At 71.9% G+C, this 26,901-nt stretch carries 26 protein-coding genes and 3 tRNA genes; 19 read left to right on the top strand and 10 right to left on the bottom strand.

The window, feature by feature from the left end; genetic code table 11:
• Nucleotides 1–942 (top strand): sensor histidine kinase (locus VFL99_RS00115; protein ID WP_325104284.1); only part of this gene is annotated, 942 nt, incomplete at its 5' end.
• A complete protein-coding gene (locus tag VFL99_RS00120) occupies nt 939–1,562 on the top strand; it encodes a response regulator transcription factor (RefSeq protein ID WP_325104285.1) in 624 nt (207 codons plus the stop codon). The genes VFL99_RS00115 and VFL99_RS00120, both read left to right, overlap by 4 nt.
• A 13-nt stretch (nt 1,563–1,575) precedes the next feature.
• On the opposite strand, the gene VFL99_RS00125 is transcribed toward VFL99_RS00120, so the two are convergent.
• Nucleotides 1,576–1,887 (bottom strand): Ig-like domain-containing protein, encoded by a 312-nt coding sequence (locus VFL99_RS00125; RefSeq protein WP_325104286.1) that lies wholly within the window; start codon nt 1,885–1,887, stop codon nt 1,576–1,578.
• A 340-nt stretch (nt 1,888–2,227) separates the two neighbouring features.
• Between VFL99_RS00125 and VFL99_RS00130 the strand changes: the two genes are divergently transcribed.
• Entirely contained in the window at nt 2,228–3,685 is a 1,458-nt protein-coding gene (locus VFL99_RS00130; RefSeq protein WP_325104287.1) for a sensor histidine kinase, read from the top strand.
• Nucleotides 3,686–3,835: 150 nt separating this feature from the next.
• On the opposite strand, the gene VFL99_RS00135 is transcribed toward VFL99_RS00130, so the two are convergent.
• Nucleotides 3,836–3,908, bottom strand: a tRNA-Lys gene (locus VFL99_RS00135).
• A 138-nt stretch (nt 3,909–4,046) separates the two neighbouring features.
• Here VFL99_RS00135 and VFL99_RS00140 point away from each other — a divergent pair.
• The gene (locus tag VFL99_RS00140; RefSeq protein ID WP_325104288.1) at nt 4,047–5,132 is read left to right on the top strand and encodes a YihY/virulence factor BrkB family protein; all 1,086 of its coding nucleotides are present in this window, start codon (nt 4,047–4,049) and stop codon (nt 5,130–5,132) included.
• A gap of 57 nt (nt 5,133–5,189) precedes the next feature.
• Here VFL99_RS00140 and VFL99_RS00145 read toward each other — a convergent pair.
• The 5 genes from VFL99_RS00145 to VFL99_RS00165 form a co-directional block, all read right to left on the bottom strand.
• Nucleotides 5,190–5,265 (bottom strand) — tRNA-His (locus tag VFL99_RS00145).
• Between the two features lie 90 nt (nt 5,266–5,355).
• Nucleotides 5,356–6,012 (bottom strand): oligoribonuclease, encoded by a 657-nt coding sequence (orn, locus tag VFL99_RS00150; RefSeq protein WP_325104289.1) that lies wholly within the window; start codon nt 6,010–6,012, stop codon nt 5,356–5,358.
• 10 nt (nt 6,013–6,022) lie between these two features.
• Nucleotides 6,023–6,964 carry a 1-phosphofructokinase family hexose kinase gene (locus VFL99_RS00155; RefSeq protein ID WP_325104290.1) on the bottom strand — a complete coding sequence of 314 codons (942 nt, stop codon included), beginning with the start codon at nt 6,962–6,964 and terminating at the stop codon, nt 6,023–6,025.
• The gene (nagA, locus tag VFL99_RS00160) at nt 6,961–8,157 is read right to left on the bottom strand and encodes an N-acetylglucosamine-6-phosphate deacetylase (RefSeq protein WP_325104291.1); all 1,197 of its coding nucleotides are present in this window, start codon (nt 8,155–8,157) and stop codon (nt 6,961–6,963) included. Before nagA ends, VFL99_RS00155 begins: the two co-directional genes overlap by 4 nt.
• Nucleotides 8,154–8,939, bottom strand: coding sequence for a DeoR/GlpR family DNA-binding transcription regulator (locus tag VFL99_RS00165; RefSeq protein WP_325104292.1), 786 nt, complete (start codon nt 8,937–8,939; stop codon nt 8,154–8,156). Before VFL99_RS00165 ends, nagA begins: the two co-directional genes overlap by 4 nt.
• 104 nt (nt 8,940–9,043) lie before the next feature.
• On the opposite strand from VFL99_RS00165, the gene VFL99_RS00170 reads away from it, so the two are divergent.
• From VFL99_RS00170 to VFL99_RS00230, 13 genes are all read left to right on the top strand, one after another.
• Entirely contained in the window at nt 9,044–9,937 is an 894-nt protein-coding gene (locus VFL99_RS00170; protein WP_325104293.1) for an SIS domain-containing protein, read from the top strand.
• Nucleotides 9,938–9,951: 14 nt separating this feature from the next.
• On the top strand, nt 9,952–10,878 hold the full coding sequence (locus tag VFL99_RS00175) for an ROK family protein (RefSeq protein WP_325104294.1): 927 nt from the start codon (nt 9,952–9,954) through the stop codon (nt 10,876–10,878).
• A gap of 24 nt (nt 10,879–10,902) precedes the next feature.
• Nucleotides 10,903–11,739 (top strand): class II fructose-bisphosphate aldolase, encoded by an 837-nt coding sequence (locus tag VFL99_RS00180; protein WP_325104295.1) that lies wholly within the window; start codon nt 10,903–10,905, stop codon nt 11,737–11,739.
• A 162-nt stretch (nt 11,740–11,901) separates the two neighbouring features.
• On the top strand, nt 11,902–12,987 hold the full coding sequence (locus tag VFL99_RS00185) for a PrsW family intramembrane metalloprotease (protein WP_325104296.1): 1,086 nt from the start codon (nt 11,902–11,904) through the stop codon (nt 12,985–12,987).
• Nucleotides 12,988–13,200: 213 nt separating this feature from the next.
• Entirely contained in the window at nt 13,201–15,687 is a 2,487-nt protein-coding gene (locus tag VFL99_RS00190; protein WP_325104297.1) for a WD40/YVTN/BNR-like repeat-containing protein, read from the top strand.
• Between the two features lie 117 nt (nt 15,688–15,804).
• Nucleotides 15,805–15,878 (top strand) — tRNA-Arg (locus tag VFL99_RS00195).
• 290 nt (nt 15,879–16,168) lie between these two features.
• Complete coding sequence (locus VFL99_RS00200) at nt 16,169–16,831, top strand: DedA family protein (protein WP_325104298.1); 663 nt, start codon at nt 16,169–16,171, stop codon at nt 16,829–16,831.
• Between the two features lie 48 nt (nt 16,832–16,879).
• The gene (locus VFL99_RS00205) at nt 16,880–18,634 is read left to right on the top strand and encodes a dynamin family protein (RefSeq protein WP_325104299.1); all 1,755 of its coding nucleotides are present in this window, start codon (nt 16,880–16,882) and stop codon (nt 18,632–18,634) included.
• Complete coding sequence (locus tag VFL99_RS00210) at nt 18,631–20,382, top strand: GTPase (RefSeq protein ID WP_325104300.1); 1,752 nt, start codon at nt 18,631–18,633, stop codon at nt 20,380–20,382. Before VFL99_RS00205 ends, VFL99_RS00210 begins: the two co-directional genes overlap by 4 nt.
• A gap of 166 nt (nt 20,383–20,548) precedes the next feature.
• Nucleotides 20,549–21,202: a single-stranded DNA-binding protein gene (locus tag VFL99_RS00215; protein WP_325104301.1), complete on the top strand. Its 654-nt coding sequence runs from the start codon at nt 20,549–20,551 to the stop codon at nt 21,200–21,202.
• Nucleotides 21,203–21,276: 74 nt separating this feature from the next.
• Nucleotides 21,277–22,959: an energy-dependent translational throttle protein EttA gene (ettA, locus tag VFL99_RS00220; RefSeq protein ID WP_325104302.1), complete on the top strand. Its 1,683-nt coding sequence runs from the start codon at nt 21,277–21,279 to the stop codon at nt 22,957–22,959.
• 1 nt (nt 22,960) lies between these two features.
• On the top strand, nt 22,961–24,106 hold the full coding sequence (locus VFL99_RS00225) for an acyl-CoA dehydrogenase family protein (RefSeq protein WP_325104303.1): 1,146 nt from the start codon (nt 22,961–22,963) through the stop codon (nt 24,104–24,106).
• Nucleotides 24,107–24,168: 62 nt separating this feature from the next.
• Nucleotides 24,169–24,930 carry an SDR family oxidoreductase gene (locus VFL99_RS00230; protein WP_325104304.1) on the top strand — a complete coding sequence of 254 codons (762 nt, stop codon included), beginning with the start codon at nt 24,169–24,171 and terminating at the stop codon, nt 24,928–24,930.
• Nucleotides 24,931–24,960: 30 nt separating this feature from the next.
• Here VFL99_RS00230 and VFL99_RS00235 read toward each other — a convergent pair whose 3' ends face one another.
• Nucleotides 24,961–25,338: a hypothetical protein gene (locus VFL99_RS00235; protein WP_325104305.1), complete on the bottom strand. Its 378-nt coding sequence runs from the start codon at nt 25,336–25,338 to the stop codon at nt 24,961–24,963.
• A 94-nt stretch (nt 25,339–25,432) separates the two neighbouring features.
• On the opposite strand from VFL99_RS00235, the gene VFL99_RS00240 reads away from it, so the two are divergent.
• Both VFL99_RS00240 and VFL99_RS00245 read left to right on the top strand, forming a co-directional pair.
• On the top strand, nt 25,433–25,699 hold the full coding sequence (locus tag VFL99_RS00240) for a hypothetical protein (RefSeq protein ID WP_325104306.1): 267 nt from the start codon (nt 25,433–25,435) through the stop codon (nt 25,697–25,699).
• A gap of 78 nt (nt 25,700–25,777) precedes the next feature.
• Nucleotides 25,778–26,212, top strand: a complete 435-nt coding sequence (locus VFL99_RS00245; RefSeq protein WP_325104307.1) for a VOC family protein — start codon at nt 25,778–25,780, stop codon at nt 26,210–26,212.
• Nucleotides 26,213–26,257: 45 nt separating this feature from the next.
• Here the strand turns inward: VFL99_RS00245 and VFL99_RS00250 are convergent, their stop codons facing one another.
• Together VFL99_RS00250 and VFL99_RS00255 are read right to left on the bottom strand one after the other, a co-directional pair.
• Nucleotides 26,258–26,566 carry a hypothetical protein gene (locus VFL99_RS00250; protein ID WP_325104308.1) on the bottom strand — a complete coding sequence of 103 codons (309 nt, stop codon included), beginning with the start codon at nt 26,564–26,566 and terminating at the stop codon, nt 26,258–26,260.
• 73 nt (nt 26,567–26,639) lie between these two features.
• On the bottom strand, nt 26,640–26,901 hold a 262-nt coding region (locus VFL99_RS00255; RefSeq protein ID WP_325104309.1), incomplete at its 5' end, for a RidA family protein.

The following is a 26,901-nucleotide window of genomic DNA, read 5'->3' on the forward strand; positions in this document are numbered from 1 at the left end:
GCTGCCGAGCTGCAACGTCGCCTCGACCAACTCACCCCCGCAGACGATGTCGCTGGGGTGATTGTGGAGCAGGTCCGGGAGGCCATCCGCTCCGAGGAGGTGCACCTCAAGGCCGGGGAGCAGGTGGTGCCCGGTTGCCAGGCCCTGCCCGTCACCTGGCACCGGGAGCAGATCGCCACCTTGTGGGTCGCGCCCCGACGGTCGGAGACGGCACTGACCCGGCACGACCTCGCCACGGTCGCGGCGTTGCTGAACCGCGCAGCGCCCGCGCTGCGTGGAGCCCAGGCGCTGCATCAACTCGCCGAGGCACGTGCCGAGGTGCTCCGCGCCCGGGAGGAGGAACGCAAACGGCTGCGCCGCGACCTGCACGACGACCTCGGCCCCACCCTGGCGAGCTTGGGCTTGGGAGTGAGCGCGATGCAGGCGATCGCACCACCGGAGGCGGCCGAGCTGCGAGCCGTCGGCGAACGTGTGCAGCAGGGAATCCGTGACGCGATCGAACAAACCCGTGGTCTGGCACACGGATTGCGCCCGGCCATCCTGGACGATCACGGGCTGGTCGAGGCCCTGCGGCAACGGGCGAAAATGCTCGACTCCGCCGGCATCGCGGTCGACCTCCGCTCCGAGATCAGCACACCGGCCCCTGCGGCCGTCGAGCTGGCCGCGTTGTTGATCACCCAAGAGGCACTGGCGAACGTGGTCCGCCACTCCGCTGCACGCTTCTGCCGGATTGCCCTCAGGTCCGACCCCGCCGATCTGGTCATCGTGATCGAGGACGACGGTGTGGGCATCCGCGGCTGCGCGGGCCGCGGGCTCGGCATGGACTCGATGCGGGCGCGGGCCGCCGAAATCGGCGGCTGCACCACGGTCACCTCGTCACCGGGAACGGGCACGTGCGTGACCGTGAGGTTGCCGACAGTGCCGCGGAAGCACGGGTCATGACCCGGGTCATCGTGGTGGAGGACCACCCGCTCTTCCGAGCCTCGCTCGTGACGCTCCTGCAGACGTCGTCCTACGACGTTGTCGGAGAGGCCGCCAGCGCAGCCGAGGCCATCGACCTTGCCAGTGCCACCCGACCGGACCTGGCCATCGTCGACCTCGGCCTGCCCGACGCGCCCGGACAGCAGGCGATCAGCCGGATGTGCGCCGAACTGCCCCAACTTCGGGTGGTCGTTCTCAGCATGTACGAGGATCCCGTCACCGTGCAGCAGGCACTCGATGCCGGAGCGCTGGGATACGTCCTGAAGGACGCACCACCCGCCGAGGTGGTCGCCGCCATCAAGGCCACGGAACTGGGCGCGTCCGTGCTCGGCGCCGGCCTCGCCCGAAGCCGAACCCATCCTGAGCCGGCGGCCCCACCAACAGACGGCCTGACACCTCGCGAGCGGGCAGTCGCCGACCTCATCGCCCGCGGCCTGCCGAACCGACTCATCGCCGAAAGACTCAACGTCAGCCAGAAGACAGTCGCCAACTACGTCTCGGCCGTGCTGCTCAAGCTCGGCGCGATTGACCGCCACGATGCCGCACGGATCTACCGGTCCACACGAAACTGGAGGCTCTGAGCAGAACGGCCACCTAGCGGAAGCTGAGGTATCCGTTCGCGGAGGAGCCAGCAACCGAGGCGGTGACGGTGATCTTCTCCCCCGCGCGTGGGTGGGTATCGACGAGCTCGGCCGAGCAGGCGCCGTTCGACCCGGTCCGGCACGGGTTCTGCGCGAAACGAAAGTGGGCGTCCCTGTTGTCGGAGTCGCTCCACTGCACCCACACCCCGGCGACAGGGTCACCATTGCCGTCCCGGACATGCGCGGTAAACGTCTGCGTACCGTCGGGGATGTAGTTCAGGCAGGAGTTGGGTGCGAGCAGGCGCTCGGGCTGGGACCTGGGCACGGTGCACCTGACCTTGACTCGGGCGTTGCCGCCGGCGGTCGCCGCTAGCGCAGGACTCATCATCGTCATCGCCAACGCAGTCGCAAGCACCACCCGACCGGTACGCATACAGGCAACGTACACGCGATGATGCGACATCTCCCGGGAATTGGCTGGGGGAAGGCCCCACGGGGAGGTGTCGCGCAATAGCCGCCGCCCGCAGATCGGAAGGCATGCTCAGGCTGCTTTCAGGATGCGTCGAGATATTGCGCAGATGGAACAGGGGGCAGGTGTTGGGGCACCACCGGCTGGCGCCACGAATTCTCGGGTGACGCAGCACCTGCAGCGGTTGCCGCTGCGGGTGCGCCTGGTGATGATCGTGGTACTGCTCATGCTCGGGGCGTTGGCCGTCACGAGCGTGGCCACGACCACGCTGCTGCGGCACTATCTGGTGACCCGCATGGACCAGCAGTTGCGGCAGGCGGCGGCCCTGGTAGCGCAAGCACCGTTCGACCAGCTGGTCCAGCGCCGGTCCGATCTGGGCCCGTTCACGCTGCCGAACACCTACACGGTCCGGATCATGCCGGTCGGTAGCGGGTACGCGATCGATCTGACCAATCAGGTCGCCGACAAGGACGACCCGACGATCCCGCGGTTAGCGCTGCACGACGGGCGGGTCCGTAGCGGGCGGCCCTTCACCGTGGGCTCGCAGCAGAATCAGGACACCTCCTGGCGTGTGGCCGCCGGAGCGACCAAAGACGGCAGCGCGACGTTCGCCGTGGCCGTACCGCTGACCCCGGTGGAGCGCACGGTGTCTCAATTGTGGGTCTACACCGCCCTCCTGGCCGTGGCGGTGACGATCGCGTGCGGGGCACTGGGGTGGTTCGCCGTCCGGCGGGCCTTCCGGCCGTTGAGCCAGATCGAGGACACCGCCGCGGCCATCGCCGGGGGTGACCTGACCCGGCGGATCCCACCGACGTACGCCCACGACGAGGTCGCCACCCTGGCCACGTCCCTGAATGTCATGCTCAGCCAGGTCGAGCAGTCGTTCACGGTTCGTGAGGCGGCCCAACAGCGCATGCGACAGTTCCTCGGCGATGTCTCCCACGAGCTACGCACCCCGCTGGCGACCGTGCGCGGCTACGCCGAACTGTTCCGGCAGGGCGCCGTGCACGAGCCCGCCGATGTGGCCAGCGCGATGCGCCGGATCGAAGATGAGGCCACCCGTATGGGCGGGCTGGTGGAGGATCTGCTCCTGCTCACTCGCTTGGACAACCAGCGTCCCGAACAGCTCGGCTCGGTGGACCTGACCGTTCTGGCTGGCGACGCGGCCCAGGACGCGCGGGCCCTCGCACCCCAGCGGCGCATCCGCCTGCTCGGGCTGGACGGAACGCTGCGGCCGACCCCCGTCGTCGGTGATGAGGCGCGGCTGCGACAAGTCCTGACCAATCTTCTCGCGAACGCGATCAACCACACGCCTGAAGGCACCCCGATCGAGATCGCCGTCGGCACCCTGCCACCGTTGGGCACCCCCGCTGGACACCATGGACGCCGCGCCTGCATCGAGGTGCGCGACCACGGCCACGGGATACCACTCGAGGAGGCCCCCAAGTTGTTCGAACGCTTCTACCGCACCGACCCCTCCCGCACCCGCGGGCAAGGGGGCGGCACCGGTCTGGGCCTGTCCATCGTCGCCGCCATCGTGGCCAGCCACGGCGGCCACGTCGGAATCGCTCCCACACCAGGCGGCGGCGCCACCTTCATGGCGAACCTGCCCGTCACAGGTGGAAGCGAGCACACGCAGGGGGTTGGCACATGACATCAGGCATCGGTCGGAAGGACTCCGTGAACTGTCGACGAGCGGCCCAGATCAGGGTGGTGCAGCACCCACGGCAGGCATGAACCTCAGGCTTCCGTGGGGCACGGAGTCAGACCGCGGCTGCGCGAAGTTGTCCTGAGCACGGAGAAGTGCGCCGTCAGGGACTCGAACCCCGAACCCGCTGATTAAGAGTCAGCTGCTCTGCCAATTGAGCTAACGGCGCAACGAGGAGAAAAGGTAGCAGGCCCGCCTGCCAAGCGCGAAATCGGCTCAAGGTGCGCTACCCCCCGACCCTTTCCAGACTTGGGGTGACCGACGTCCCGACAGCGCCCGATGGGCGCGGGCCCCCGAAGGAGACGCCATGGAACAGGACCAGGACACGACCTCCGACCGCCCGGACCGGCGTCGGGCACCGGATCCGGAACACCCCAGCAAGGTCACCAGCCCCACCAAGCTGCATCGTCCGGCCTGGACGTTCGCCTTCAAGCGCGCGCTCGCCGAGTTCAGCGGCGACCACTGCACCGACCTCGCCGCTGCTCTGACCTACTTCTCGGTCCAGTCCCTGTTCCCGGCCTTCATCGCCATCGTGTCCTTGCTCGGCGTCTTCGGGCAGGGACCGAAGACCACCGACAAGCTGCTCAACGTGGTGTCCCAGGCCGGCATGGGCACCACGTCGATCCAGAACATCCGCACCGTCCTGGAGGGCCTGCAGCACTCCCAGGGCGCCGGCTTCGGCCTCCTCTTCGGTCTGCTGGGCGCACTGTGGTCTGCCTCGGGCTACGTGGGCGCCTTCGGCCGGGCGCAGAACCGGATCTACGAGATCGAGGAGGGCCGGCCCTTCTGGAAGCTGCGGCCGATCCAACTGCTCGTCACGCTCGTCATCCTCGTGCTCGTGGCGCTGGTGGCCATCATGCTGGTGGTCAGCGGACCGCTGGCCCAGTCGATCGGCAACGTCGTGGGGCTGGGCAACGTAGCCGTGACGGTCTGGAGCATCGCCAAGTGGCCGGTACTGCTGATCTTCGTCGCCTTCATCATCGCGCTGCTCTACTGGGCGACTCCCAACATCAAGCAACCGAAGTTCCGGTGGCTCAGCATCGGGGCGCTGTTCGCCCTGGTCGTGTGGATCCTGGCCTCGCTGGGCTTCGGCTTCTACGTCTCCAACTTCTCCAGCTACAACAAGACCTACGGTGCCCTGGCGGGGGTGATCGTCTTCCTGCTGTGGCTGTGGATCACCAACATCGCCCTGCTCCTCGGCGCCGAGCTGGACTCCGAGCTGGAGCGCGGCCGGGAGCTGCAGGCCGGCCTGCCGGCCGCCGAGGAGCTGCAGTTGCCCCCGCGTGACGCGAAGGGGATCGAGAAGAAGGAGGCCAAGCAGCGGAAGGCGGTCGTCGAGGCGCGCAAGCTGCGCGACCGCTACGGCCGGCACGACGACCGGCGGGGCCGCTGACCGCGGGAGCAGCCGGACGACGAAGGGCCCCGGCCGGTTCGGCCGGGGCCCTCGGGCTGGGGTGAGTGACGGGACTCGAACCCGCGACATCTGCGACCACAACGCAGCGCTCTACCAGCTGAGCTACACCCACCATGCGGAACGCACCAGCCGGGAGGCCGGTGCGAACGTCGGCGACCATCGTAGCGGTTCCCGGCACTGCTTCCGACCACCGCCCCGAGCCTCACCCCGCGGGGCGTGGCTCCTGGTGCCTGGCGGCGATCTGCTTGGCGGTTGCCGAGTCCGGCCCGGGCTGCGGGACGAAGACCGCCTCCCGGTAGTAGCGCAACTCGGCGATGCTCTCCCGGATGTCGGCCAGCGCGCGGTGGCCGCCGTTCTTCTCGGGGGCGTTGAAGTAGACCCGCGGGTACCACCGCCGGGACAGCTCCTTGATCGAGGAGACGTCGATGATCCGGTAGTGCAGGTACGCGTCGAGCTCGGGCATGTCCCGGGCCAGGAAGCCGCGGTCGGTGCCGACGGTGTTGCCGCCCAGCGGTGCCTTGCCCGGCTCGGGCACCCACTGGCGCACGTAGTCCAGCACCCGTGCCTGCGCCTCATCGAGGGTCGTGCCGCGCTCGAGCTCCTCCAGCAGGCCGCTGGTCGTGTGCATGTCGCGCACGAACGGCACCATCTGGTCCACGGCCTCCGCCGGGGGCTTGATGACCAGGTCCACGCCGTCCCCGAGCTGGTTCAGCTCGAAGTCGGTGACCAGCGCGGCCACCTCGATGAGGGCGTCGGCGGACAGGTCCAGCCCGGTCATCTCGCAGTCGATCCACACGATGCGGTCGCTGCGCGCACGGTCACCGGACGAGGGCTCGGAGGTCTGGTCGGCGGCTGTCACGCCCGTCAGACTACGGGCACCGGCCCGATGCCGCGGGGAGGTGCTCCACAGCCGCCCGCTCCCGGAACCGCCGGTATGCCGTGTGGTCCAGCTCCCCGGCCACGGGCGTCAGCACCGCTGCGGCCGACATCGCGACGGCGTCGGCGAGCCGCTCCGGCCAGGGCGAGCCGTCCGCGATGCCGGCGGCCAGTGCCGCGACGCAGGCGTCCCCGGCGCCGGTCGGGTTGCCGGCGATCCGCTTCGGCGGCAGGGCCATCCAGCTGCCCTCCGGGGTGACGGCCGCGAGCCCCTCGGCCCCGCAGGACACGACCACGGCGCCCGCCCCGTCCGCCCGCAGCCGCTCCGCCGCTACCACCGGGTCGTCCAGCCCGGTCGTCGCCCGAGCCTCCTGCAGGTTCGGCTTGACGACGCCGGGACGCTGCTCGAGCGCCCGCGTCAACGGCTCGCCGGACGCGTCCACCACGGTGGCCGTTCCGTGCGCGGCTGCCAGGGCGACGAGCACGGCATACGACTCCGGCGGGGCGGCCGGCGGCAGGCTGCCGGACAGCACGACGACATCCGCCGCCTCCACGCAGGTGCGGTAGCGGTCGACGAACGCCTCCCAGTCCGTCGCGGGGAGCGGGTCGCCCGGCTCGTTGAAGATGGTGGCGTCACCGTCCTCGCGGGAGACGACGGTCACGGTGCGCCGCGAGCGACCCTGCGTCAGCGCCACCAGCTCGGCGGGCACCGCCGAGGTCGCCAGCTCGGCGCGGATCTCCTCGCCACTCGCGCCCCCGGCGAACCCCAATGCCAGCACCGGCCGGCCGAGGGCGTGCAGCACCCGGGCGACGTTGATTCCCTTCCCGCCCGCGCGGGACCGCACGGCACGGACCCGGTGGCTGCCGTGCGGGACCAGGCGGTCGACCGCGTAGGTCACGTCCAGCGCGGTGTTGAGCGTGACCGTGAGGATCACGCGACCCACCGTCCGCCGGCCATCACGGCGGTGACGGTCAGCTTGTCGGAGAGGGCCACCAAGTCGGCGCGGCGCCCCGGGGCCAGGTCGCCGAGGTCGTCGCGGCCCAGTGCCGCCGCGGGCGTCGCCGAGGTGATCGCGACCGCCTCCTCCAGGGACAGCCCGAGCAGCTGCACCGCGCGGCGGAAGGCGACGTCCATCGTCAGCGTGCTGCCGGCGATCGACCCGCCGTCGACGAGCCGGGCCACGCCCGACTCCACCCGCACCGGCAGCCCGCCGAGCACGTAGTCGCCGTCGCCGACCCCGGTCGCCGCCATGGCGTCCGTCACCAGCGTGACGCGCCCGGTGCCGGCCAGCCGCACGACGTCGCGGGCGATGGCCGGGTGCAGGTGCACGCCGTCGTTGATGAGCTCGACCAGCACCCGCTCGTCCTCGAGCAGGGCGGTGACGGGACCGGGCTCGCGGTGGTGCACCGGCCGCATCGCGTTGAACAGGTGCGTGGCCACTCGGGCGCCGGCGTCCACGGCAGCGCGCGTGACGTCATACGAGGCGTCGGTGTGGCCCACCGCGGCGAGGATCCCGGCCCGCGCGAGCCGCTCCACAGCCGGTATGCCGCCCGGCAGCTCGGGTGCCAGCGTCACCATGCGGACCGTGCCCTCACCGGCGTCGAGCAGCCGGTCGAGGGCACTCGCCTGCGGGGGACACAGCACGTGCGGGTCGTGCGCTCCGCGGCGCGTGTCGCTGAGGAACGGGCCCTCGAGGTGCAGGCCCGCGACCGTGGCGCGCCCGGGGGCCGAGCCGACGAGCGGGCGCAGCGCGCGGACCTGCCGGTCCAGCTCGGGCAGGTCGGCCGAGACCAGGCTCGCGAGCAGCGTGGTGGTGCCGTGGCGCAGGTGCTCGGCGGTGGCGCGGTCGACCGCCTCCGCGCTCGCGTCGGTGAAGGCGGCGCCGTCGCCGCCGTGCACGTGGATGTCGACGAAGCCGGGCACGAGCGTCGCCTCGGTGAGGTGCTCGTCCGCGGGGCGGGGCGGCACGCCCTCGCCGACGGCTGCCACCAGCGCCTCGCGGACCGCGACCCACCCCGGGCGCAGCACGCGGCCACCGGCGACGACGGCCGCAGCGCTGACCAGGTGGGCGCCGGCGAGCGCGGCGTCGCCGGACCCCTGGTGGGCGACGCTGTCGGCGGGGCTCATGCGAGCACCACCTCGACGCCGTGGTCGGCCAGCTCGGCCACGAGGTCCTCGTCGGCGCCGGCATCGGTGACCAGCACGTCGATCCGCTCGATCGGGCAGATCCGCACGAACGAGGGGTGGCCCAGCTTGGAGGCGTCAGCGACCACGACCACCCGGCTGGCGTGGTCGACGAGCAGCCGGTTGACCCGGGCCTCGCCCTCGTGGGCGGTCGTGGCGCCCTGGTGGATGTCGAGGCCGTCGACGCCGATGACGCCGAAGTCCAGGTGCAGCTCAGCCAGCGACTCCAGCGCGAGCGGGCCGACCAGCTCGAACGACTGGGGCCGGGCGACGCCGCCGGTGACCACGGTCTTGATGTGCGCGCGGACCGTCATCTCCCCGGCGATGTTCACCGCGTTGGTGACCACGGTGAGGGCGGGGTCGTGGCCGCGGTCGCTGAGGTCCGGGCGCTGGGCGAGGGCCCGCGCCACCTCCGTGGTGGTGGTGCCGCCGGTCAGGCCCACGGTGGCGCCCAGTGGCACCATGGCGGCGGTCCGGGCGGCGATCCGCAGCTTCTCGTCGGCCTTGCGGGCCGACTTGTAGCGCAGCGGCAGCTCGTAGGCGGTGGCGTTCGCGACCGCGCCCCCGTGGGCCCGGGTCAGCAGCTGCTGGCCGGCGAGGTGGTCGAAGTCGCGGCGGATCGTCGCGGGGGAGACGTGCAGCTCGGCGGCCGCCTCCTCCACGCTGAGCCGGCCGCGGCGGCCCAGGAGCTCGAGTAGGACGGTGAGTCGTTCGTACTTCGCCATGGTGGGCTCAGCCTAGCGGTGAACGATTCGGTTTCATGATTGAATAGATGGTCAAAAGAGCAGGAGCGCGCAACTTCGGGCGCTCTCACCCGCGGAGGAGCGCCATGACCACCCACACCAGCCGGACCAGCACCGAGATCGCCAGCCAACCCGGGTGCTGGGAGCGGGCCGCCGACCTGGCGCCCGGCTCGCAGGGCGCCCTGCCCCGACCGGGCGAGCGGGTCGCCGTCGTCGGCTGCGGCACCTCGTGGTTCATGGCCAAGGCGTATGCCGCGCTCCGCGAGCGGGCGGGCCAGGGCGAGACCGACGCGTTCCCCGCCTCCGAGATGCCCGCCGGCCGCCGCTACGACCGGATCGTCGCCCTCACCCGCTCCGGCACGACCACCGAGGTGCTCGGCCTGCTCAAGGAGCAGCGCGGCCACACCCCCACCGTGGCGCTGACCGCCGCCCCGCAGACCCCGGTCGTCGACGTCGCCGACGAGCTCATCGCGCTGCCGTTCGCCGACGAGGAGTCGGTCGTGCAGACCCGGTTCGCCACCAGCGCCCTCGCGCTGCTGCGGGCCTCGCTCGGGCAGGACCTGTCCCGCGCCGCCGCCGACGCGCACACCGCGCTCGAGGCACCGGTGGAGGAACTGGCCGCGCTCGAACAGGTCACCTTCGTCGGCACCGGCTGGACCGTCGGCCTCGCCGACGAGGCGGCACTGAAGATGCGCGAGGCCGCCCAGCGCTGGACCGAGAGCTATCCCGCGATGGAGTACCGCCACGGCCCACTGGCGATCGGCGAGCCGGGCCGCGCCGTCTGGGTCTTCGGCCCCGCCCCGGAGGGCCTGGCTGCCGACGTCGAACGCACCGGTGCCCGCCTGGTCACCAGCGACCTCGACCCGATGGCCCACCTGGTGCTCGCCCAGCGGGTCGCCGTGGCGGCGGCCGAGCGGCAGGGCCTCGACCCCGACCGCCCCCGCCACCTGACCCGTTCGGTGATCCTCGACCCGTCCTGAGGCAGGCTGTCCCCGTGCAGGTGATCGCCGTCGACGTGGGAGGCAGCTCGATCAAGGCGGCCCTCATGGACCAGCGTGCCCGGGTGCTCGCCGCGGCCCGGGCGGCGACACCTCGCGACGACACCACGGGGGAGCAGGTCGTGGCGGAGGTCGCCGACCTCGTCGGGCGGCTCGCCGCCTCCTCCTCCGAGCCGGTGGGCGCCGTCGGCCTCGTCGTGCCCGGCATCGTCGACGAGCAGCGCGGACGCTCGGTCTTCGCCGGCAACCTTGGCTGGCACGACCTCCCGCTGCGCGACCTGCTGTCCGTGGCCTGCGGGCTGCCGGTCGCCTTCGGTCACGATGTCCGTGCCGGGGGCCTCGCCGAGGTGCGCCTCGGGGCTGCCCGCGGCCACCGCAACGCCCTCGTCGTCCCGGTGGGCACCGGCATCGCCGCCGCCCTGGTCATCGACGGACAGCCGTATGCCGGCAACGGTTACGCGGGCGAGCTGGGCCACCTCGTCGTCGAGCCCGGCGGCGAGCCCTGCGTCTGCGGGCGCCGCGGCTGCCTGGAGGCCATTGCCTCGGCGGCGGCCCTGGCCCGCCGCTACTCGGCGCGCTCCGGCGAGCCCGTCCGCGGTGCCGCCGACGTCGTCGAGCGCGTCGCCGCCGGTGACCCGGTCGCGCAGGCCGTCTGGGACGAAGGCATCACGGCGCTGGCGCGCGGCCTGGATGCCGCCATCACCCTGCTCGACCCCGAGATCGTCGTGTTGGCAGGTGGACTGGCGCTGGCCGGGGACCGGCTCGTCCGCGAGGTCCGCGACCGGCTGGCCGCCCAGCTCACCTTCCAGCCCGTGCCCGAGATCACCACCGCCCAGCTCGGCGACGAGGCCGGCTGCCTGGGCGCCGGACTGCTCGCCCTCGACCTGCTGACCCAGCCCCGGTTCGCCCCCGACCCCGCCTGACCCTCCCGCCCGACAGGAGCCGGTATGCCGCTCGCCCCCACCACGGACCTGCTCGCCTCCGCTGCCCGGCGCGGTGGCGGAGTCGGTGCCTTCAACGTGATCCAGCTCGAGCACGCCGAGGCGCTCGTCGCCGGCGCCGAGCAGGCCGGTGCGCCGGTGGTGCTGCAGATCAGCGAGAACTGCGTGCGCTACCACGGTGCGCTGGAGCCGATCGCGCTCGCCACCCTCGCGGTGGCACGGCGAGCGACGGTGCCCGTGGCCGTGCACCTCGACCACGCCGAGTCCACCGCGCTGGTCCATGAGGCGGTCGAACTGGGACTGAGCAGCGTGATGTTCGACGGGTCGAAACTGCCGTGGGCGGACAACGTGGCCCGGACCGCCGACGTGGTGCAGCGGTGCCACGCAGCCGGGGTCGGGGTGGAAGCCGAGCTGGGCGAGGTCGGCGGCAAGGACGGCGTCCACGCGCCCGGAGCCCGCACCGACCCGCACGAGGCCGCCGAGTTCGTCCGGGCCACCGGGGTCGACGCGCTCGCCGTCGCGGTCGGCAGCTCGCACGCCATGGTGACCCGGGACGCCGAGCTCGACCTCGACCTGATCGCCCGGCTGCGACAGGCGGTGCCCGTGCCGCTCGTGCTGCACGGCTCCTCCGGCGTCCCGGACGCCGACCTCACCAAGGCGGTCGGGGCCGGCATGACCAAGGTCAACATCGCCACCCACCTGGGCCGCATCTTCACCGACACGGTCCGCGCGTTCCTCGCCGAGCACCCGGACGTGGTCGACACCCGCAAGTACCTCGGCGCCGCCCGCGCCGCCGTCGCCGATGAGGTCGCCCGGCTGCTGGACGTGCTCCGAGCCGCCTGAGCCGCCTGAGCCGCCTGAGCGCCCGCCCCGATCACCCCCGCTCGCAGGCTGTTCGGCCCTCGCCGCACTAGCCTGCCCCTCATGTCCCCGGCACCCTCTGACCCGGCACCTGCGCGACCGGCCGTGCCAGCCCGCACCACTCGGCATACCCTCCGGCGGTGGTTGCTCGGCGGCCTGGCCGCCGCCGTCCTGACCATCTGTGCCGCGGTGCTGGCGCTCGCGATCGGGTCGAGCACCGGGGTGCAGGCCGGGCTCATCGGACTGGTCTTCGCGCTGCTCCCGCTCGGCGTCGTGGTGCCGGCGTTCCTGTGGTTGGACCGATTCGAGGCCGAGCCGCGTCGGCTGCTGCTCTTCGCGTTCGTCTGGGGCGCCGTGGTCGCCAGCGCCGTCGCGCTGGTGCTCAACACGTCCTCGATCGGGCTGATCGCCCAGGTCTCCGGCAGCCGTGCCGAGGCCATGACGGTCGGCTCGGTCACCGTCGCCCCTGTCGTCGAGGAGAGCCTGAAGGGCCTGGCGGTCCTGCTGCTGTTGATCTTTCGCCGTCGGGAGATGGACGGCGTGGTCGACGGCATGGTCTATGCGGGCATCACCGCGGCGGGGTTCGCGTTCGCCGAGAACATCCTCTACCTCGGCCGGGCCTTCGACCAGCTCGGCGCCCAGGGGCTCGTCACCGTCTTCGTGCTGCGGGGCATCATGGCGCCCTTCGCCCACCCCCTGTTCACGATCTGCACCGGCATCGGTGTGGGCGTCGCGGCGACCACCCGGCACGCGGCGCTGCGGCTGCTGGCGCCGTTCTGCGGCTGGGTCTGTGCGGTGCTGCTGCACGCCCTGTGGAACCTCACCTCGGTCGTCGGCGCGCAGGGCTACTTCGGGGTCTACCTCGTGCTGCAGGTGCCGATCTTTCTGGCATTCGTCGGTTTGGCGATCTGGATGCGGCGCCGCGAGGGCCGCGTCATCGGGTTGCACCTGCTGCCCTACGTCGACGCGGGATGGCTCACCGCGGGGGAGGTGCACATGCTGTCCTCCATGGGGCAGCGGCGGCGTGCCCGTCAGTGGGCACGGGGCCGTGGTGGGCCCCGGGCCGGGCGCGCGATGGCGAGCTTCCAGGACACCGCCAGCGAGCTGGCGCTGCTGCGCTCGCGGATGGTCCGCGGCATCGCCGCCCCGACCGCGCAGCAGACCGAGCGCGAGATGCTCGACCTGATGGTGACGCGCCGGGCGCAGTTCCTCACCGGCGCCGGCGCCTGACGTCGCCCGGGCCCCCCGACCAGCCCCTCAAAGTTCAAGACTTGGTCAAGTCAGTCCCGCAGCCGTCGGCGCGGTGCCACGGTGAGGGGCGGTGCCAACAGGGACACCCCCTCACAACTGGAGAACCGCATGCCCCGTCATGTCCACGCCTGATCGGCCGTTCTCGCCGTCACCGCCACCGTTGCCGCCTCCCTGACCGCCGCCGTCCCCGGCATGGCCGCCGCCGGAGGCAGCGGCACGGCCAACCCGTTGCGCGGCGTCGCCGCCCAGGAGGCACACCAGCACGCCCAGCCCTCCTCGGCCAGCGCGGCCACGGCGACCGAGAAGGAATCGGGAGAGCCGGAAGGTGACGCCCTCGAGGTCGCCGACCGGGCCGAGCAGTACGCCTACATGCGCAGCGCGCCCGCCGAGTCGGTCTCTGCCGCAGCGCTGCTCGCCGCGCGCGCCCACGTCGCGGCCATGCCGAGCGCCGGGACTCACCTGACCGAGGTCACCCGGCAGCCCCTCCAGGCCGAGCCGGCGGGCTACACCGACCCCTACTGGTCCAACGCCGGCTCCGGGTTCGACCTCGTCAGCGGCCGCGTGACCGGCCTCGCCGTCGATGGACAGACCACCTACGTCGGTGCCGCCGACGGTGGCGTCTGGAAGTCGGTCAACGGTGGCCGCACCTGGGGCTCGATCTGGGACCACATGCCGTCGCTGTCGATCGGCGCGCTGACCATGGGGCCCGGGCACGCGCTGTGGATCGGCACCGGCGAGGCGAACACCAACTCCGACTCCTACCAGGGGATCGGCGTCTACCGCACCACCAACGGCGGCCGCACCTTCCAGCGGGTCGGCGGCGATGAGCTGGTGGACAGCCAGATCTATCGGATCCGGGACGACCACCACGGCTGGATGTATGCCGCCACGAGCCACGGCCTGTACCGCCACTCCTCGACGACGAGCGCTGGATCCTGGCAGCTGGTACTCAAACCCGACCCCAACCCCGACCACAGCCCCTACCGGACCTCGATGATCACCGACTTGGTCATCCGTCCCGGCACGCACGGCCAGGAGCTGCTCGCCGTCCTCGGCTGGCGCAACGGCTCGCCCTACAACGGCTTCTACGTCTCCCACACCGGAGGCGGTGCGAACAGTTGGCACGAGATCACCCCCGCCGGTGACATCGACGCCAGTGACATCGGCCGGACGAGCCTCGCCTACGCCGCCGACGGTTCCCGGTTGTATGCCGTCATCGAGTCCCCCGCGAAGCTGCTGGCGGGCGATGACACCAACCTGCAGGGCGTCTACGTCTCCGCCAGCGGGGACCCGGCCGGACCCTGGACCCTGATCGCCGACTCCGACAAGCTCGACCACTCCGGTTCGGCCCTGGTCGACCTGGCGGGCTACCACGCCGGGATCCAGTCCTGGTACAACCAGACGATCGAGGTCGACCCGCACGACCCGATGCACATGTACCTCGGGCTGGAGGAGATCTTCCAGACCAACAACGGAGGCCAGACCTTCACCACGGCCAGCCCGTACTGGAACTACGGCCTGCCCTGCGGAAGCTCCTGCCCCAAGACCACCCACCCCGACCAGCACGCGCTGGCGATCACCCCCGACGGGCAGCTGCTCATCGGCAACGACGGCGGGGTCTACCGCAGGCCGCTGTCCGTCGTCGGCTACGGGCACTGGAGCGACCTGAACGCCGGGCTCCACACGCTGCAGTACTACGACGCGGGGGACGGTCGCACCGCCGGCTCGCCCAGCCCGACGAAGCTCGGCTACTGGGGTGGCATGCAGGACAACGGCACCTCGCTGCTCAAGCCGCACAGCCGGCTCAACGTGGAACCGGCCGGCGGCGACGGGACGAACGTCATCGTGGACCCGCAGGACTGGCAGCGGTCCGTGGGCGCCTACGTCGACCTGGGGATGTACAGCACCACCGACGGCGGCCACCACTTCGACACGATCAGCCCGGAGTGCGGCTACTACAACGGCGCGGACTGCGACCCGTCGGCCCGCTTCGTCGCGCCCTTCGTCAAGGACCCGCAGGACGTCAACCACTGGGTCGCCGGCGGCAGCAAGATCTGGGAGACGCGCAAGGGCTGGGACACCAGGTGCGGCGGCTCCTCCTGTGACTGGGTGCCGGTGCACGAGCTCAGCACGGACGGTGCCGGCGGCCTCAACGTCGCCACCGCGCTGGCCACCAACGGCGACACGACCTATGCCGCGTGGGTCGACAGCTCCGGAAACCCCAGCCCCACCTTCCAGAGCGGCATCGACACCAACTACGGCGGCACCTGGCACCGTCTCGCGCTGGCGAACCTGCCCAACCGCTACATCGCGGGCCTGACCGTCGACCGGACCGACCCGGCGCACGTCTACGCGGTCTTCAACGGATACTCCCGGCGCTGGATCGAGGGCGGCGGGACCGGCGTGATCTTCGAGTCGCACGACGGCGGCGCGACGTGGCGCAACATCACCGGCAACCTGCCGGATGCTCCCGGCGACGCCGTCGCGGTGTCCCGTGGCGAACTCGTGCTCGCCACCGACGTCGGCGCCTTCGTCAGCAGTGCCGCGCACCCGGGCCGGTGGACCCACGTCGACGGCCTGCCCAACACGGCCATCAACAACGTCAAGCCGTCCGCTGACGGCCGCAGCGTGGTGGCGGCGACCCACGGCCGGGGGATCTGGACGATCCGGGTGCGGTAGCACCACCCGTCCGGTGCGGACCGGGTGCCGCGTCGTCGGACGCGGCGCCCGGTCCGTGCGCTCGCTTAGACTGCGGACCGTCGCCCGTCGACGCCCCGGCGTCGCGCCGGGCGGCCGGCCCTCGTAGCTCAGCTGGATAGAGCAAGAGCCTTCTAATCTCTAGGTCGCAGGTTCGAGTCCTGCCGGGGGCGCCGCGGGTTCCCTGGTCCCCGGTTGTGCCGCGCAGGTCGCCGCGTCACGGGATCCCAGAACCGGCGGTAGCGTCGCGAGTACCCGCCCCTTGGGCCAGCGCCGAAGGCAGCTCGCTGCTGAACCGCAACCGGCAAAGTGCCCAAGGGGCGGTCAGCACCGCCCATACCCACCCGTCGCGCAAACGTGCACCTTCGCACGTCAACTCTTGGCAAGTCCCGCGGGCGCCCTGGGACATGCCCTGACGCGCCGCTGTCAGGGGACGGACAACCGGTCGACGTACCCTCGGCGGGTGAGCCATTTCCTGGAGCCGATCCTCAGCGCACCGCCCTGGATCGTGCTTCTGGTGGTGGGGACGGTCGTCTTCTGCGAGGACGCCATCTTCGTCGGCTTCGTGGTGCCGGGTGAGACCGCCGCGGTGCTCGGCGGCGTCGTGGCCAACCAGGGGCGCGTACCCCTCGCGGCCATGCTCGCCGTGGTCATCGGCTGCGCCATCATCGGCGACACGGTCGGGTACGAGATCGGCCGGCACGTCGGGCCGCGGGTGCTGGCCGCGAAGATCTTCGACCGCAAGCGGGACGAGCTCGACCGGGCCCAGGACTTCCTCGCGCGCAGGGGCGGTGCCGCGGTCTTCCTCGGCCGGTGGATCGCGTTCTTCCGCGCGGTCATGCCGGCGCTCGCCGGCACCGCCCGTATGCGCTACCGCACCTTCCTGCTGTTCAACGCCCTCGGCGGGATCACCTGGGGCGCGGTGGTCGTCTCCATCGGGTATGCCGCAGGAGCCTCCTACGCCAAGGTCGAGAAGACGTTCGGCACCGGCAGCGCGATCGCCGTGGCCGCCATCGTCGTGGCCGTCTTCGTCATCTGGCGGATCCGCAAGCACCGCAGCCAGCGGGCACACGGCGTGGAACACCACTCGACCTCCTCGACGGCGCCCGACCGCTCGGACGACTGACACGGCCTGAGTTGAGGGGACCGACCCGGACACGGCAGTCTTGCGGGCGTGACCGGACCGCCCAGCCCCCCCGACGGAGGCCGGCTGCTCGCTGCGGTCCAGCAGCTGCGCGGTGAGGTCGCCGGCACCCGGCTGCCCCTGCCGTTGCCCGGCACCGAGGACGCCGAGCGCGCCGGTGACCAGCTGCTCAAGCAGCTCGACGACTACGTGCTGCCCCGCCTGTCCGCGCTGGACGCGCCGCTACTGGCGGTCGTGGGCGGGTCCACCGGCGCCGGGAAGTCGACGATCGTCAACTCCCTCGTCGGCGAGGTGGTCACCCGCGCCGGGGTGCTGCGCCCGACCACCCGGGCGTCCGTGCTCGTCCACCACCCGCACGACACCCGGTGGTTCACCGACCAGCGGGTGCTGCCCGGCCTGGCGCGGGTGACGGCCACGCGCCGCCCGGATGAGCCGGCGCGGCGCGGCACCTATGCCGGCACCGCCACCGAGGACCCCTCGTCGGTGCGCCTCGTCGCCGCCGAGAGCATCCTGCCGGGCCTCGCATTGCTCGACGCCCCAGACATCGACTCCGTCGTGCGCGCCAACCGCGAGCTGGCCCACCAGCTGCTCTCGGCCGCGGACCTGTGGGTCTTCGTCACCACCGCAGCCCGGTATGCCGACGCGGTGCCCTGGGGGCTGCTGCGCGAGGCCGCCGACCGCGGCACCTCGGTCGCGATCGTGCTCGACCGGGTGCCCCCGGAGGCCATGGCCGAGGTGCGCGGGCACCTCGCGGAGATGCTGCGCGAGCACGGTCTGCAGGACGCCCCGGTCTTCCCGGTGCCGGAGACGCAGCTGTCCCGAGAGGGCTTGCTGCCCGAACGGGACGTGGCGCGGCTGCACTCCTGGCTGTCCGCACTGGCGCGGGATGCCAAGGCGCGCGCGACCGTCATACGGCGCACCCTCGGCGGGGCACTGGACTCCCTCCCGGCGCGGGTGGGGCACCTCGCCGACGCCGGCGCCGCGCAGGTGGAGGCGCTCGACGCCCTCCAGGCCGCGGCCACCACCGCGTATGCCGACGCGCTCGCCGAGGTCGAACGCGGCATGACCGACGGCACCCTGCTGCGCGGCGAGGTGCTCGCCCGGTGGCAGGAGTTCGTCGGGACCGGCGAGTTCCTGCGCCAGATCGAGGCCGGGGTCAGCCGGCTGCGCGACCGGATCACCGCGCTCTTCAAGGGGGCGCCGCCGCCGTCCCGCGACCTCGGGGAGGCTCTGCAGACCGGCGCCGCCTCACTGCTCACGTCCGAGGCACAGTCGGCAGCGGCGGCGACCGCGCGGCAGTGGCGGCGCCTCGCCGGTGGCGGGTCGTTGGTCGAGGCGCACCCCGACCTGGCCAAGGGGAGCCCGGACCTGCCCGCGACGGTGGACCGGGCCGTGCGCGACTGGCAGGGCTACGTCCTGCAGCTGGTCCGCGACGAGGGGCAGGACCGCCGCACCACCGCACGGGTCCTCGCGTTCGGCGTCAACGGGATCGCCGTGGTGCTCATGCTCGTGGCCTTCAGCCAGACCGGGGGGCTGGTGGGGGCCGAGGTCGGGATCGCCGGCGGTGCCGCAGTGCTCGCACAACGGCTGCTGGAGGCGGTGTTCGGCGACCAGGCGGTGCGCACCTTGGCGGCGAAGGCGCGCAAGGAGCTCATCCGCAGGACCGCGGACGTGTATGCCGACGAGCGGGTCCGGTTCGAACGTCTCCTCACCGAGGTGGCAGTGGATCCCGAGCAACCACAACGGCTCTCGAGTGCGTTGGCGGCCGTGGAGCGTGCCCGGTGAGCGCGCGCGACCTTTTGCGTCGGGCCACGGGCACCAAGCCCGCGGTCTCCCGCGCCGACCTGGAGTCGCGGGCCGAGGCGCTGGGGCAGGCGCTCGAGCTCGGCGCCGACCAGCTCGACGCGGGCGCCGTGGCGACGGCCCGTGCGGTGGCCGCCAAGGTCGGCGAGCGCACCGGTATCGCTGGCGGTCGCACCGTGGTCGCCCTCGCGGGCGCCACCGGCAGCGGCAAGTCGAGCCTGTTCAACCGGCTTGTGGGCGCGGAGGTCGCCCAGGTGGGGGCCCGACGGCCCACCACCGCGAAGGCGACCGCTGCGGTCTGGGGACGGGAGCCGGTAACGCCGTTGCTGGACTGGCTGGGGGTGGCGCGTCGGCACGAGGTCCGGGACGCGGCCGGTGCCGGCGCCGGTGGTCCGGGAGTCGACGCCGGAGCCGATGCCCGGAGCGACGGCGTGGACGCGGCCGAGGGAGCCACCGACCTCGACGGTCTGGTGCTGCTGGACCTGCCCGACTTCGACTCGCGGGTGCGCAGTCACCGGGAGGAGGTCGACCGGCTGCTGGAGCTGGTCGACGTGTTCGTCTGGGTCACCGACCCGCAGAAGTACGCCGACGCCCTCCTGCACGAGGACTACGTGCGGCAGCTGTCCGATCACGGGGCGACCATGCTCGCCGTCCTCAACCAGGCGGACCGTCTCTCCCCCGAAGGCGTCGCCGCCTGCCAACAGGACCTGCGCCGACTGCTCGGCGAGGACGGCCTGCACGGCGTGGAGGTGGTCCTCACCTCGGCCGCCACCGGCGCCGGCCTCGTCGAGCTGCGGCACCGCGTGGCGCAGGCGGTGCAGACCCGCAACGCCGCCGAGCAGCGGCTGCTCGGTGACGTGCGGCACGCGGCCCGTGAGCTGCGGGCCGGCGTCGCCGACAGCGAACCCCGGGTCGGCGAGGAGGCCGACGAGGAGCTGGTGGAGGCGCTCAGCCGCGCGGCCGGCATACCGGTGGTGCTCAAGGCGGTGGAGCGGGACTACCGCAACGAGGCCTGGTCGAGCACCGGCTGGCCGTTCACGCGGTGGGCGCGGGCCCTGCGACCAGACCCGCTCAAGCGGCTGCGGCTGACCCCCGGCCGGGGCCGTGCCGCGGAGGGGAGTGCCGGCGTGAGCGCGCAGGACGTGCGCGCGGCGCTCGGGCGGTCCTCGCTGCCGCCGCCCACCCCGGCGGCGCGGTCGGCGGTGTCGCTGGCCGTGCGCCGGCTGGGGGACCGGGCCAGCGAGGGGCTGCCGCCGCGCTGGGCCGATGAGGTGATCGCGGCGGCCGGGCCGTTCGACGAGGACCTGAGCGACCACCTGGACCAGGCGGTCGTGGGCACGTCGCTACGCGTGCGGCGGCCCCGCTGGTGGGGGCTGTGCAACGTGCTGCAGTGGCTGTTCGCGCTGACCGCCGTCGCCGGGGCGGTGTGGTTGGTGGTGCTCGCCGTGCTGGGGTGGCTGCAGATGGGCACGTACTTCCAGCCGCCGCTGCTGGGGCCGGTGCCCTGGCCGGTCGTGCTGCTCGGTGGCGGACTGGTCTGCGGGCTGCTGCTCGCGGTGCTGGCCCGGGCGCTGGCGCGGGTGGGGGCCCGGCGACGACGTCGGGTGATCGCGCGGCGGCTGGGGGGTGCGATCGACGGCGTCGCACGGGCCCGCATCGTGGCGCCGGTGCGCGCGGTGCTCGAGGCACACCGGGGCACCCGCGAGCGCCTCGACGCCGCCCTGCGCTGAGGGCTCGTCCTGCGCCCGAGGGGCGTCCCCATGCCCCCGCGGCGGGGAACGGGTCGTCCACAGCTGGCCGCTCGGGCCTGGCCGGGGGTCGTGACCGGGGACCACGGTGGTGTCGACCCGCCGGAGCGGCGGAGCAGACCGAGTGAGGAACTGGGGTGGATCTCCCGTGAACGAGACCTACGTGACCATCAGTGGCAACGTCATCGCCACGCCGACGAAGCGGCTCACCAAGCACGGCGTGCCGTTCGTGACCTTCCGCGTCGCCTCCACCGCCAGGCGGATGGACAGCAAGACCGGCGGTTACGTCGACGCGGGCACCAACTTCGTCAACGTCACCGCCTTCCGTGGCCTGGCGATCAACGTGGCCAACTCCATCGACAAGGGGCAGCCCGTCATCGTCTACGGCCGGATGCGCGTCAACCAGTGGACCAACGGGGAGCAGAAGGGCACGTCGGTCGAGGTGGACGCTTACAACGTGGGCTTCGACATGGCCCGCGGCACCTCGACCTTCACCAAGGTGGTGCGACCCAGCCTGCACGCGGTGGACGACCGCCTCGGCGACCCAGCCGTCCAGGCGGCCGCTCGCCAGATCGACGCCGAGCTCGACCGGCCGGAGGAGCCCGACCCGTGGGCCCAGGTCACGTCGGCGCCCGTCGCCGAGGGTCCGGCGCCGGTGCTGGGCGGGCGGGCCTCGGATCCGGGCGGTCAGGACGGTGAGCTCGCGACGGAGGGCGCCGACGACCAGCCGGCGGCCGACAGCCCTGACGGTGCCGCCTATGACGAGGAGGACACCGAGGAGCCGCAGCTGCGGGCCGGGTGAGGCAGGGCCGGCGCGGGGGAGGGGCGGGTCGGCGGATTGGGAGCGGCCGCCGGTCGCCGGATAGCCTGAGGGGCATGGCGGAGTTCATTTACACGATGACCCGGGCACGCAAGGCCCACGGCGACAAGGTGATCCTCGACGACGTCACCATGTCGTTCTACCCGGGCGCGAAGATCGGCATGGTCGGCCCCAACGGCGCCGGCAAGTCGACCATCCTCAAGATCATGGCGGGGCTCGACCAGCCCTCCAACGGCGAGGCCCGCCTCTCGCCGGGCTACAGCGTTGGCATCCTGCTGCAGGAGCCGCCGCTCAACGAGGAGAAGGACGTCCGCGGCAACGTGGAGGAGGGCCTCGGCCAGATCAAGGCCGACGTCGACCGGTTCAACCAGATCTCGGTCGAGATGGCTGAGCCGGACGCGGACTTCGACGCGCTGATGGCCGAGATGGGCCAGCTGCAGGAGAAGATCGACGCGGCCGACGCCTGGGACCTCGACTCCCAGCTCGAGCAGGCGATGGACGCGCTGCGCTGCCCGCCCGGGGACGCCGACGTCACCGTCCTGTCCGGTGGCGAGCGCCGCCGGGTGGCGCTGTGCAAGCTGCTGCTGTCCAAGCCCGACCTGCTGCTGCTCGACGAGCCGACCAACCACCTCGACGCCGAGAGCGTGCAGTGGCTGGAGCAGCACCTGGCGCAGTACCCGGGCGCGGTCATCGCGGTGACCCACGACCGGTACTTCCTCGACAACGTGGCGCAGTGGATCGCCGAGGTCGACCGCGGCCGGCTCTACCCCTACGAGGGCAACTACTCGACCTACCTGGAGAAGAAGCAGGAGCGCCTGCAGGTCCAGGGCAAGAAGGACGCCAAGCTCGCCAAGCGCCTCAAGCAGGAGCTGGAGTGGGTCCGGTCCAACGCCAAGGCCCGGCAGACCAAGTCCAAGTCGCGTCTGGCTCGCTACGACGAGATGGCGGCGGAGGCCGAGCGCACCCGCAAGCTGGACTTCGAGGAGATCCAGATCCCGCCGGGTCCGCGTTTGGGCAGCACCGTCATCGAGGTCGACGGGTTGCGCAAGGGCTTCGGCGACCGGGTCCTGATCGACAACCTGAGCTTCACGCTGCCCCGCAACGGCATCGTCGGTGTCATCGGCCCGAACGGCGTCGGCAAGACCACGCTCTTCAAGACGATCGTCGGTCTCGAGGAGCCCGACGACGGAACGGTCAAGGTCGGCGAGACGGTCAAGATCTCCTACGTCGACCAGGGTCGCGAGCAGCTCGACCCGAGCAAGAACCTGTGGGAGACCGTCTCCGACGGCCTCGACTTCATCCAGGTCGGCAACGTGGAGATTCCCTCGCGGGCCTACGTCTCCCAGTTCGGGTTCAAGGGCCCCGACCAGCAGAAGATGACCGGCATGCTCTCCGGCGGGGAACGCAACCGGCTCAACCTGGCGCTGACCCTCAAGCAGGGCGGCAACCTCCTGCTGCTCGACGAGCCGACCAACGACCTCGACGTCGAGACCCTCGGGTCGCTGGAGAACGCGCTGCTCGACTTCCCGGGCTGCGTCGTGGTGACCAGCCACGACCGGTGGTTCCTCGACCGCGTGGCGACGCACATCCTCGCCTACGAGGGCGACGAGGAGGACCCGGCGAGCTGGTACTGGTTCGAGGGCAACTTCGACGCCTACGAGAAGAACAAGGTCGAGCGGCTCGGGGCCGAGGCCGCCCGCCCGCACCGCGTCACCTACCGCCGACTCACCCGCGACTGACGTGCGCCGCGCCGTCTTCACCGAGGACCACGAGGCCCTGCGCCGCACCGCCCACGAGTTCGTGCAGCGCAGCCTCGTGCCGCGCGCCGAGGAGTTCCTCGAGCAGCACGCGATGGGGCGGGACGTCTGGCTGGAGGCGGGCAAGCAGGGACTGCTCGGGCTGAACATCCCCGAGGAGTACGGCGGCGCCGGCGTCGACGACTACCGCTTCACCGCGGTGGTCAGCGAGGAGATGAGCAAGTTCGCGGCCGCGGCGTCGTCGAACTTCGGCATCCACGCCAGCGTCGTCGCGCCCTACCTCGTCGAGCTGGGCACCGAGGAGCAGAAGCAGCGCTGGCTGCCCCGCTTCTGCACCGGCGAGATCATCGCCGGGATCGCGATGACCGAACCGAGCGGCGGCTCCGACCTCGCCGCGCTGACGACCACCGCGGTCCGCGACGGCGAGGACTGGATCCTCAACGGTTCCAAGACGTTCATCACCAACGGCTACCAGGGTGACTTCATCCTGGTCGCTGCCCGCACCGCTCCGGAGAAGCGCGCCAAGGGCATCACGTTGTTCGCCGTCGAGGCCGGCATGCCCGGCTTCGAGCGTGGCCGCAAGCTGGACAAGGTCGGCCAGCTCGAGTCCGACACGGCCGAGCTGTTCTTCCGGGACGTCCGCGTCCCTGCCGAGAACGTCGTCGGCGAGGTGGACCGCGGCTTCATCCACATGATGGAGCAGCTGCCCCAGGAGCGGGTCGGCGCGGCGGTCTCCAACACGGCCAACGCCGTCCAGATCTTCGAGGAGACGCTGGCCTACGTGAAGGAGCGGCAGGCGTTCGGCCAGCCCATCGGGACCTTCCAGCACAACAAGTTCAAGCTCGCCGAGATGGTCACCACCTTGGAGGTGACCCGTGCCTACGTCGACGACTGCGTCGCCGCCCACGCGGTGCACGAGCTGACCGCGGTCGACGCGGCGAAGGCCAAGTGGTGGTCGGCGCAGGTGCAGAACGACGTCATCGACCAGTGCGTGCAGCTCTACGGCGGCTACGGCTACATGAACGAGTACCGCGTCGCCCGCGCCTGGCGCGACGCCCGTGTCACCAAGATCTGGGCCGGCTCCAACGAGATCATGAAGGAGCTCATCGGCCGCGACCTCGGCCTCTGAGCGCAGACGTACACGGCTCACGCCACGGTGAGCACTCGGCATACCGACGAGGGGACGGGCACATGGGAGCGCACGAGGGGAAGGTCGCCGTCGTCACCGGCGCCAGCCGAGGCATCGGGCTGGCCATCGCGCAGCGGCTGGTCGCCGACGGCGCCAAGGTGGTCCTCACCGGTCGGCACGCCGAGGCCCTGCAGGAGGCGGTCACCAGCCTCGGTGGCGCGGACGTCGCCGTCGGCGTGGCCGGGAACGCGGCGGATGAGGAGCACCAGCACCGGACGGTGGCCACGGCGCGGGACGCCTTCGGCCGCCTCGACCTGCTGGTCAACAATGCCGGCATCAACCCCGAGTACGGCCCGATGCTGGACAGCGACCTCGCAAAAGCGCGCAAGATCATCGATGTCAACGTCCTCGCCGCCTTCTCCTGGACCCGTGAGGCCGTGCGCGCCGGCCTCGGCACCGACGACGCCCCGGGTGGCGCGGTGGTCAACGTGGCGTCGGTCGCCGGCTTGGGTGCCACCGGCCTGCTCGGGTGGTATGCCGTGAGCAAGGCTGCGCTGATCCACCTCACCCGAGAACTCGGCCAGCAGCTCGCACCGCAGGTCCGGGTCAATGCGGTGGCGCCGGCCGTGGTCAAGACGGCGTTCGCCCGAGCGCTCTACGAGGGCAGGGAGGAGCGGGTGACGCGGGCCTACCCGATGGGTCGGCTCGGCCGCCCGGACGATGTGGCCGGCACCGTGTCCTTCCTGCTCTCCGGTGATGCGGCGTGGATCACCGGGGAGACCGTGGTCATCGACGGCGGGCTCACGCTCTCCAGCGGCGTGTGAGCCCGTCGGGTCAGTCCGGGTCGGTCCGGGTCAGCCCGGATGGGCGGTGCGGGTGAGCAGCCACGAAGGCCCGACGCAGGTCCCACCGGCAGCCGCCACCCGCTCGCGCAACCCCCGGTCTGCGGTCACGACCACCACCTCGGCGCCGTCCGTGGCGTGGGCACGGACCTGCTCCACGATCGTGTCGTCGCCGGAACCGGGAGCGTGCACCGTCTGCACCGTGCCCTGCTGGCCGACCGGCTTGCCGCGCTTGGCGGCCCCCTCCAGCACCAGCACCACGACGTCACGGTCCAGCTGGGCCGCGGCGATGGCGTCGTGGAGGCGTGCGGCCGCACCAGCGCGATCACGCCACCACCCGGTCGGTCGGCTGCCGACCACATTCGCCCCGTCGACGATGAGCACTCGCACCCGGAAAGCCTAGGCGAGACTGGGTGCTCACCGCCGCGGCGGCGCGATCGCCGCGACGCAGCGGGCTCCAGCACTGGCGGAGTACCGTGAAGGGGTGCGGGGTGACCGTGTGGAGGTCGTCATCGATGCGGGCGGTGAGGTCCGTACCTACGACATCGTCGCGACCCGGAACGGCCGCCGGGTGGAGATCGAGACCGCCCGCGGCGTGGTGACCGTGTCCGAGGTGACCCGCAGCGGCAGCCCGGTCCGCACGGCTCGCTTCATGGCCAACCGGATCCTGGCCCTGGTCGAGCACCCGGCCGTCGACCAGAACATCGCCGGCGAGGTGATCCAGCCGCGGCCGATCCGCTCGTCCGGCTGACCACCGGCCACGGAGGGCGTATGCCGACTCCTCACCGTGACGCGTCCGGCTGTCGGTGATCTGCGGCAGGCTTGGCCCATGGCACGGGAGCTGCAGGTGACCTTCGATTGTGCGGACCCGGCTGCGCTGGCCACGTTCTGGTGCGCGGCCCTCGACTACGAGATCGAGACTCCCCCGCCCGGCTTTGCCGACTGGGATGCCTTCCTGGAGGCGCAAGGCGTGCCACCGGAGAGGCGCAACGACGCCTCCGCCTGCGTCGACCCGGACGGTCGAGGACCACGACTGTTCTTTCAGCGGGTGCCGGAGGGCAAACTGGCCAAGAACCGGGTGCACCTCGACGTGCGGGCGGCGCCGGGACTCGAGGGTGACGCACGGATGGCGGCGCTGGAGGAGCTCGCGAAGCGGCTCATCGGCGAGGGCGCCACGCGGGTCGAGCGGTTCGAACCCGGCGGCATGTCGCACGGATTCATCGTGATGCGGGACCCGGAGGGCAACGAGTTCTGCCTCGACTAGCCGGCGACCAGGCCGGCACGTGGTTGCCGGACGGCCGTTGTGCCGTCAGCCTGTGGCGCGCTGCAGCTCCCAGGCCGCGACCAAGGCGTCCTCGATCGCGCCGACATCACCGGACTCCAGATCTGCGACGACCATCATGTGCTTGCGGAACCGCGGTGGGACCCTGAAGGTGTCGGGGAACTGCCGCAGCACCGCGTCGCGGTAGTCGAAGTCCGCGCGAATCACGATGTGCGTGTCGTCGAGTTCGCGCGCCACCAGCCGCCCGTGATACCGCCACTCAGCCCGTGAGCTGGAGGCAGTGCGTCGCACCCCCTCCAGCTCAGCGACCACGTCGGCCACGTCAGCGATCTGCATCAGGGCACGTTCGCAGCCACACCGTCATCCCGGACCATCGACGACCCTCCGCTGGGAGCTGTCGGGCCACGTCTCACTGCGGGCACCGGGCCATGAGCTCGATCTCGACTCGTGCCCCCAGGGGCAGCTCGGCGACGGCAACCGTGGTGCGTGCCGGATAGGGCGGTGTGAAGGTGGCTCCGTAGGCCTCGTTCATGGCCGCGAAGTCCGCCATCGTCGTGAGGTACACGTTGACCTTGACGACGTCCGCCCAGGACGCCCCGGCCGACGTGAGCACGTGGTGGAGGTTGGAGAAGGCCTGGCGCGTCTGAGCCGTCACATCCCCGTCGATCAGC

It is taken from the genome of Segeticoccus sp. (genome assembly GCF_035708005.1).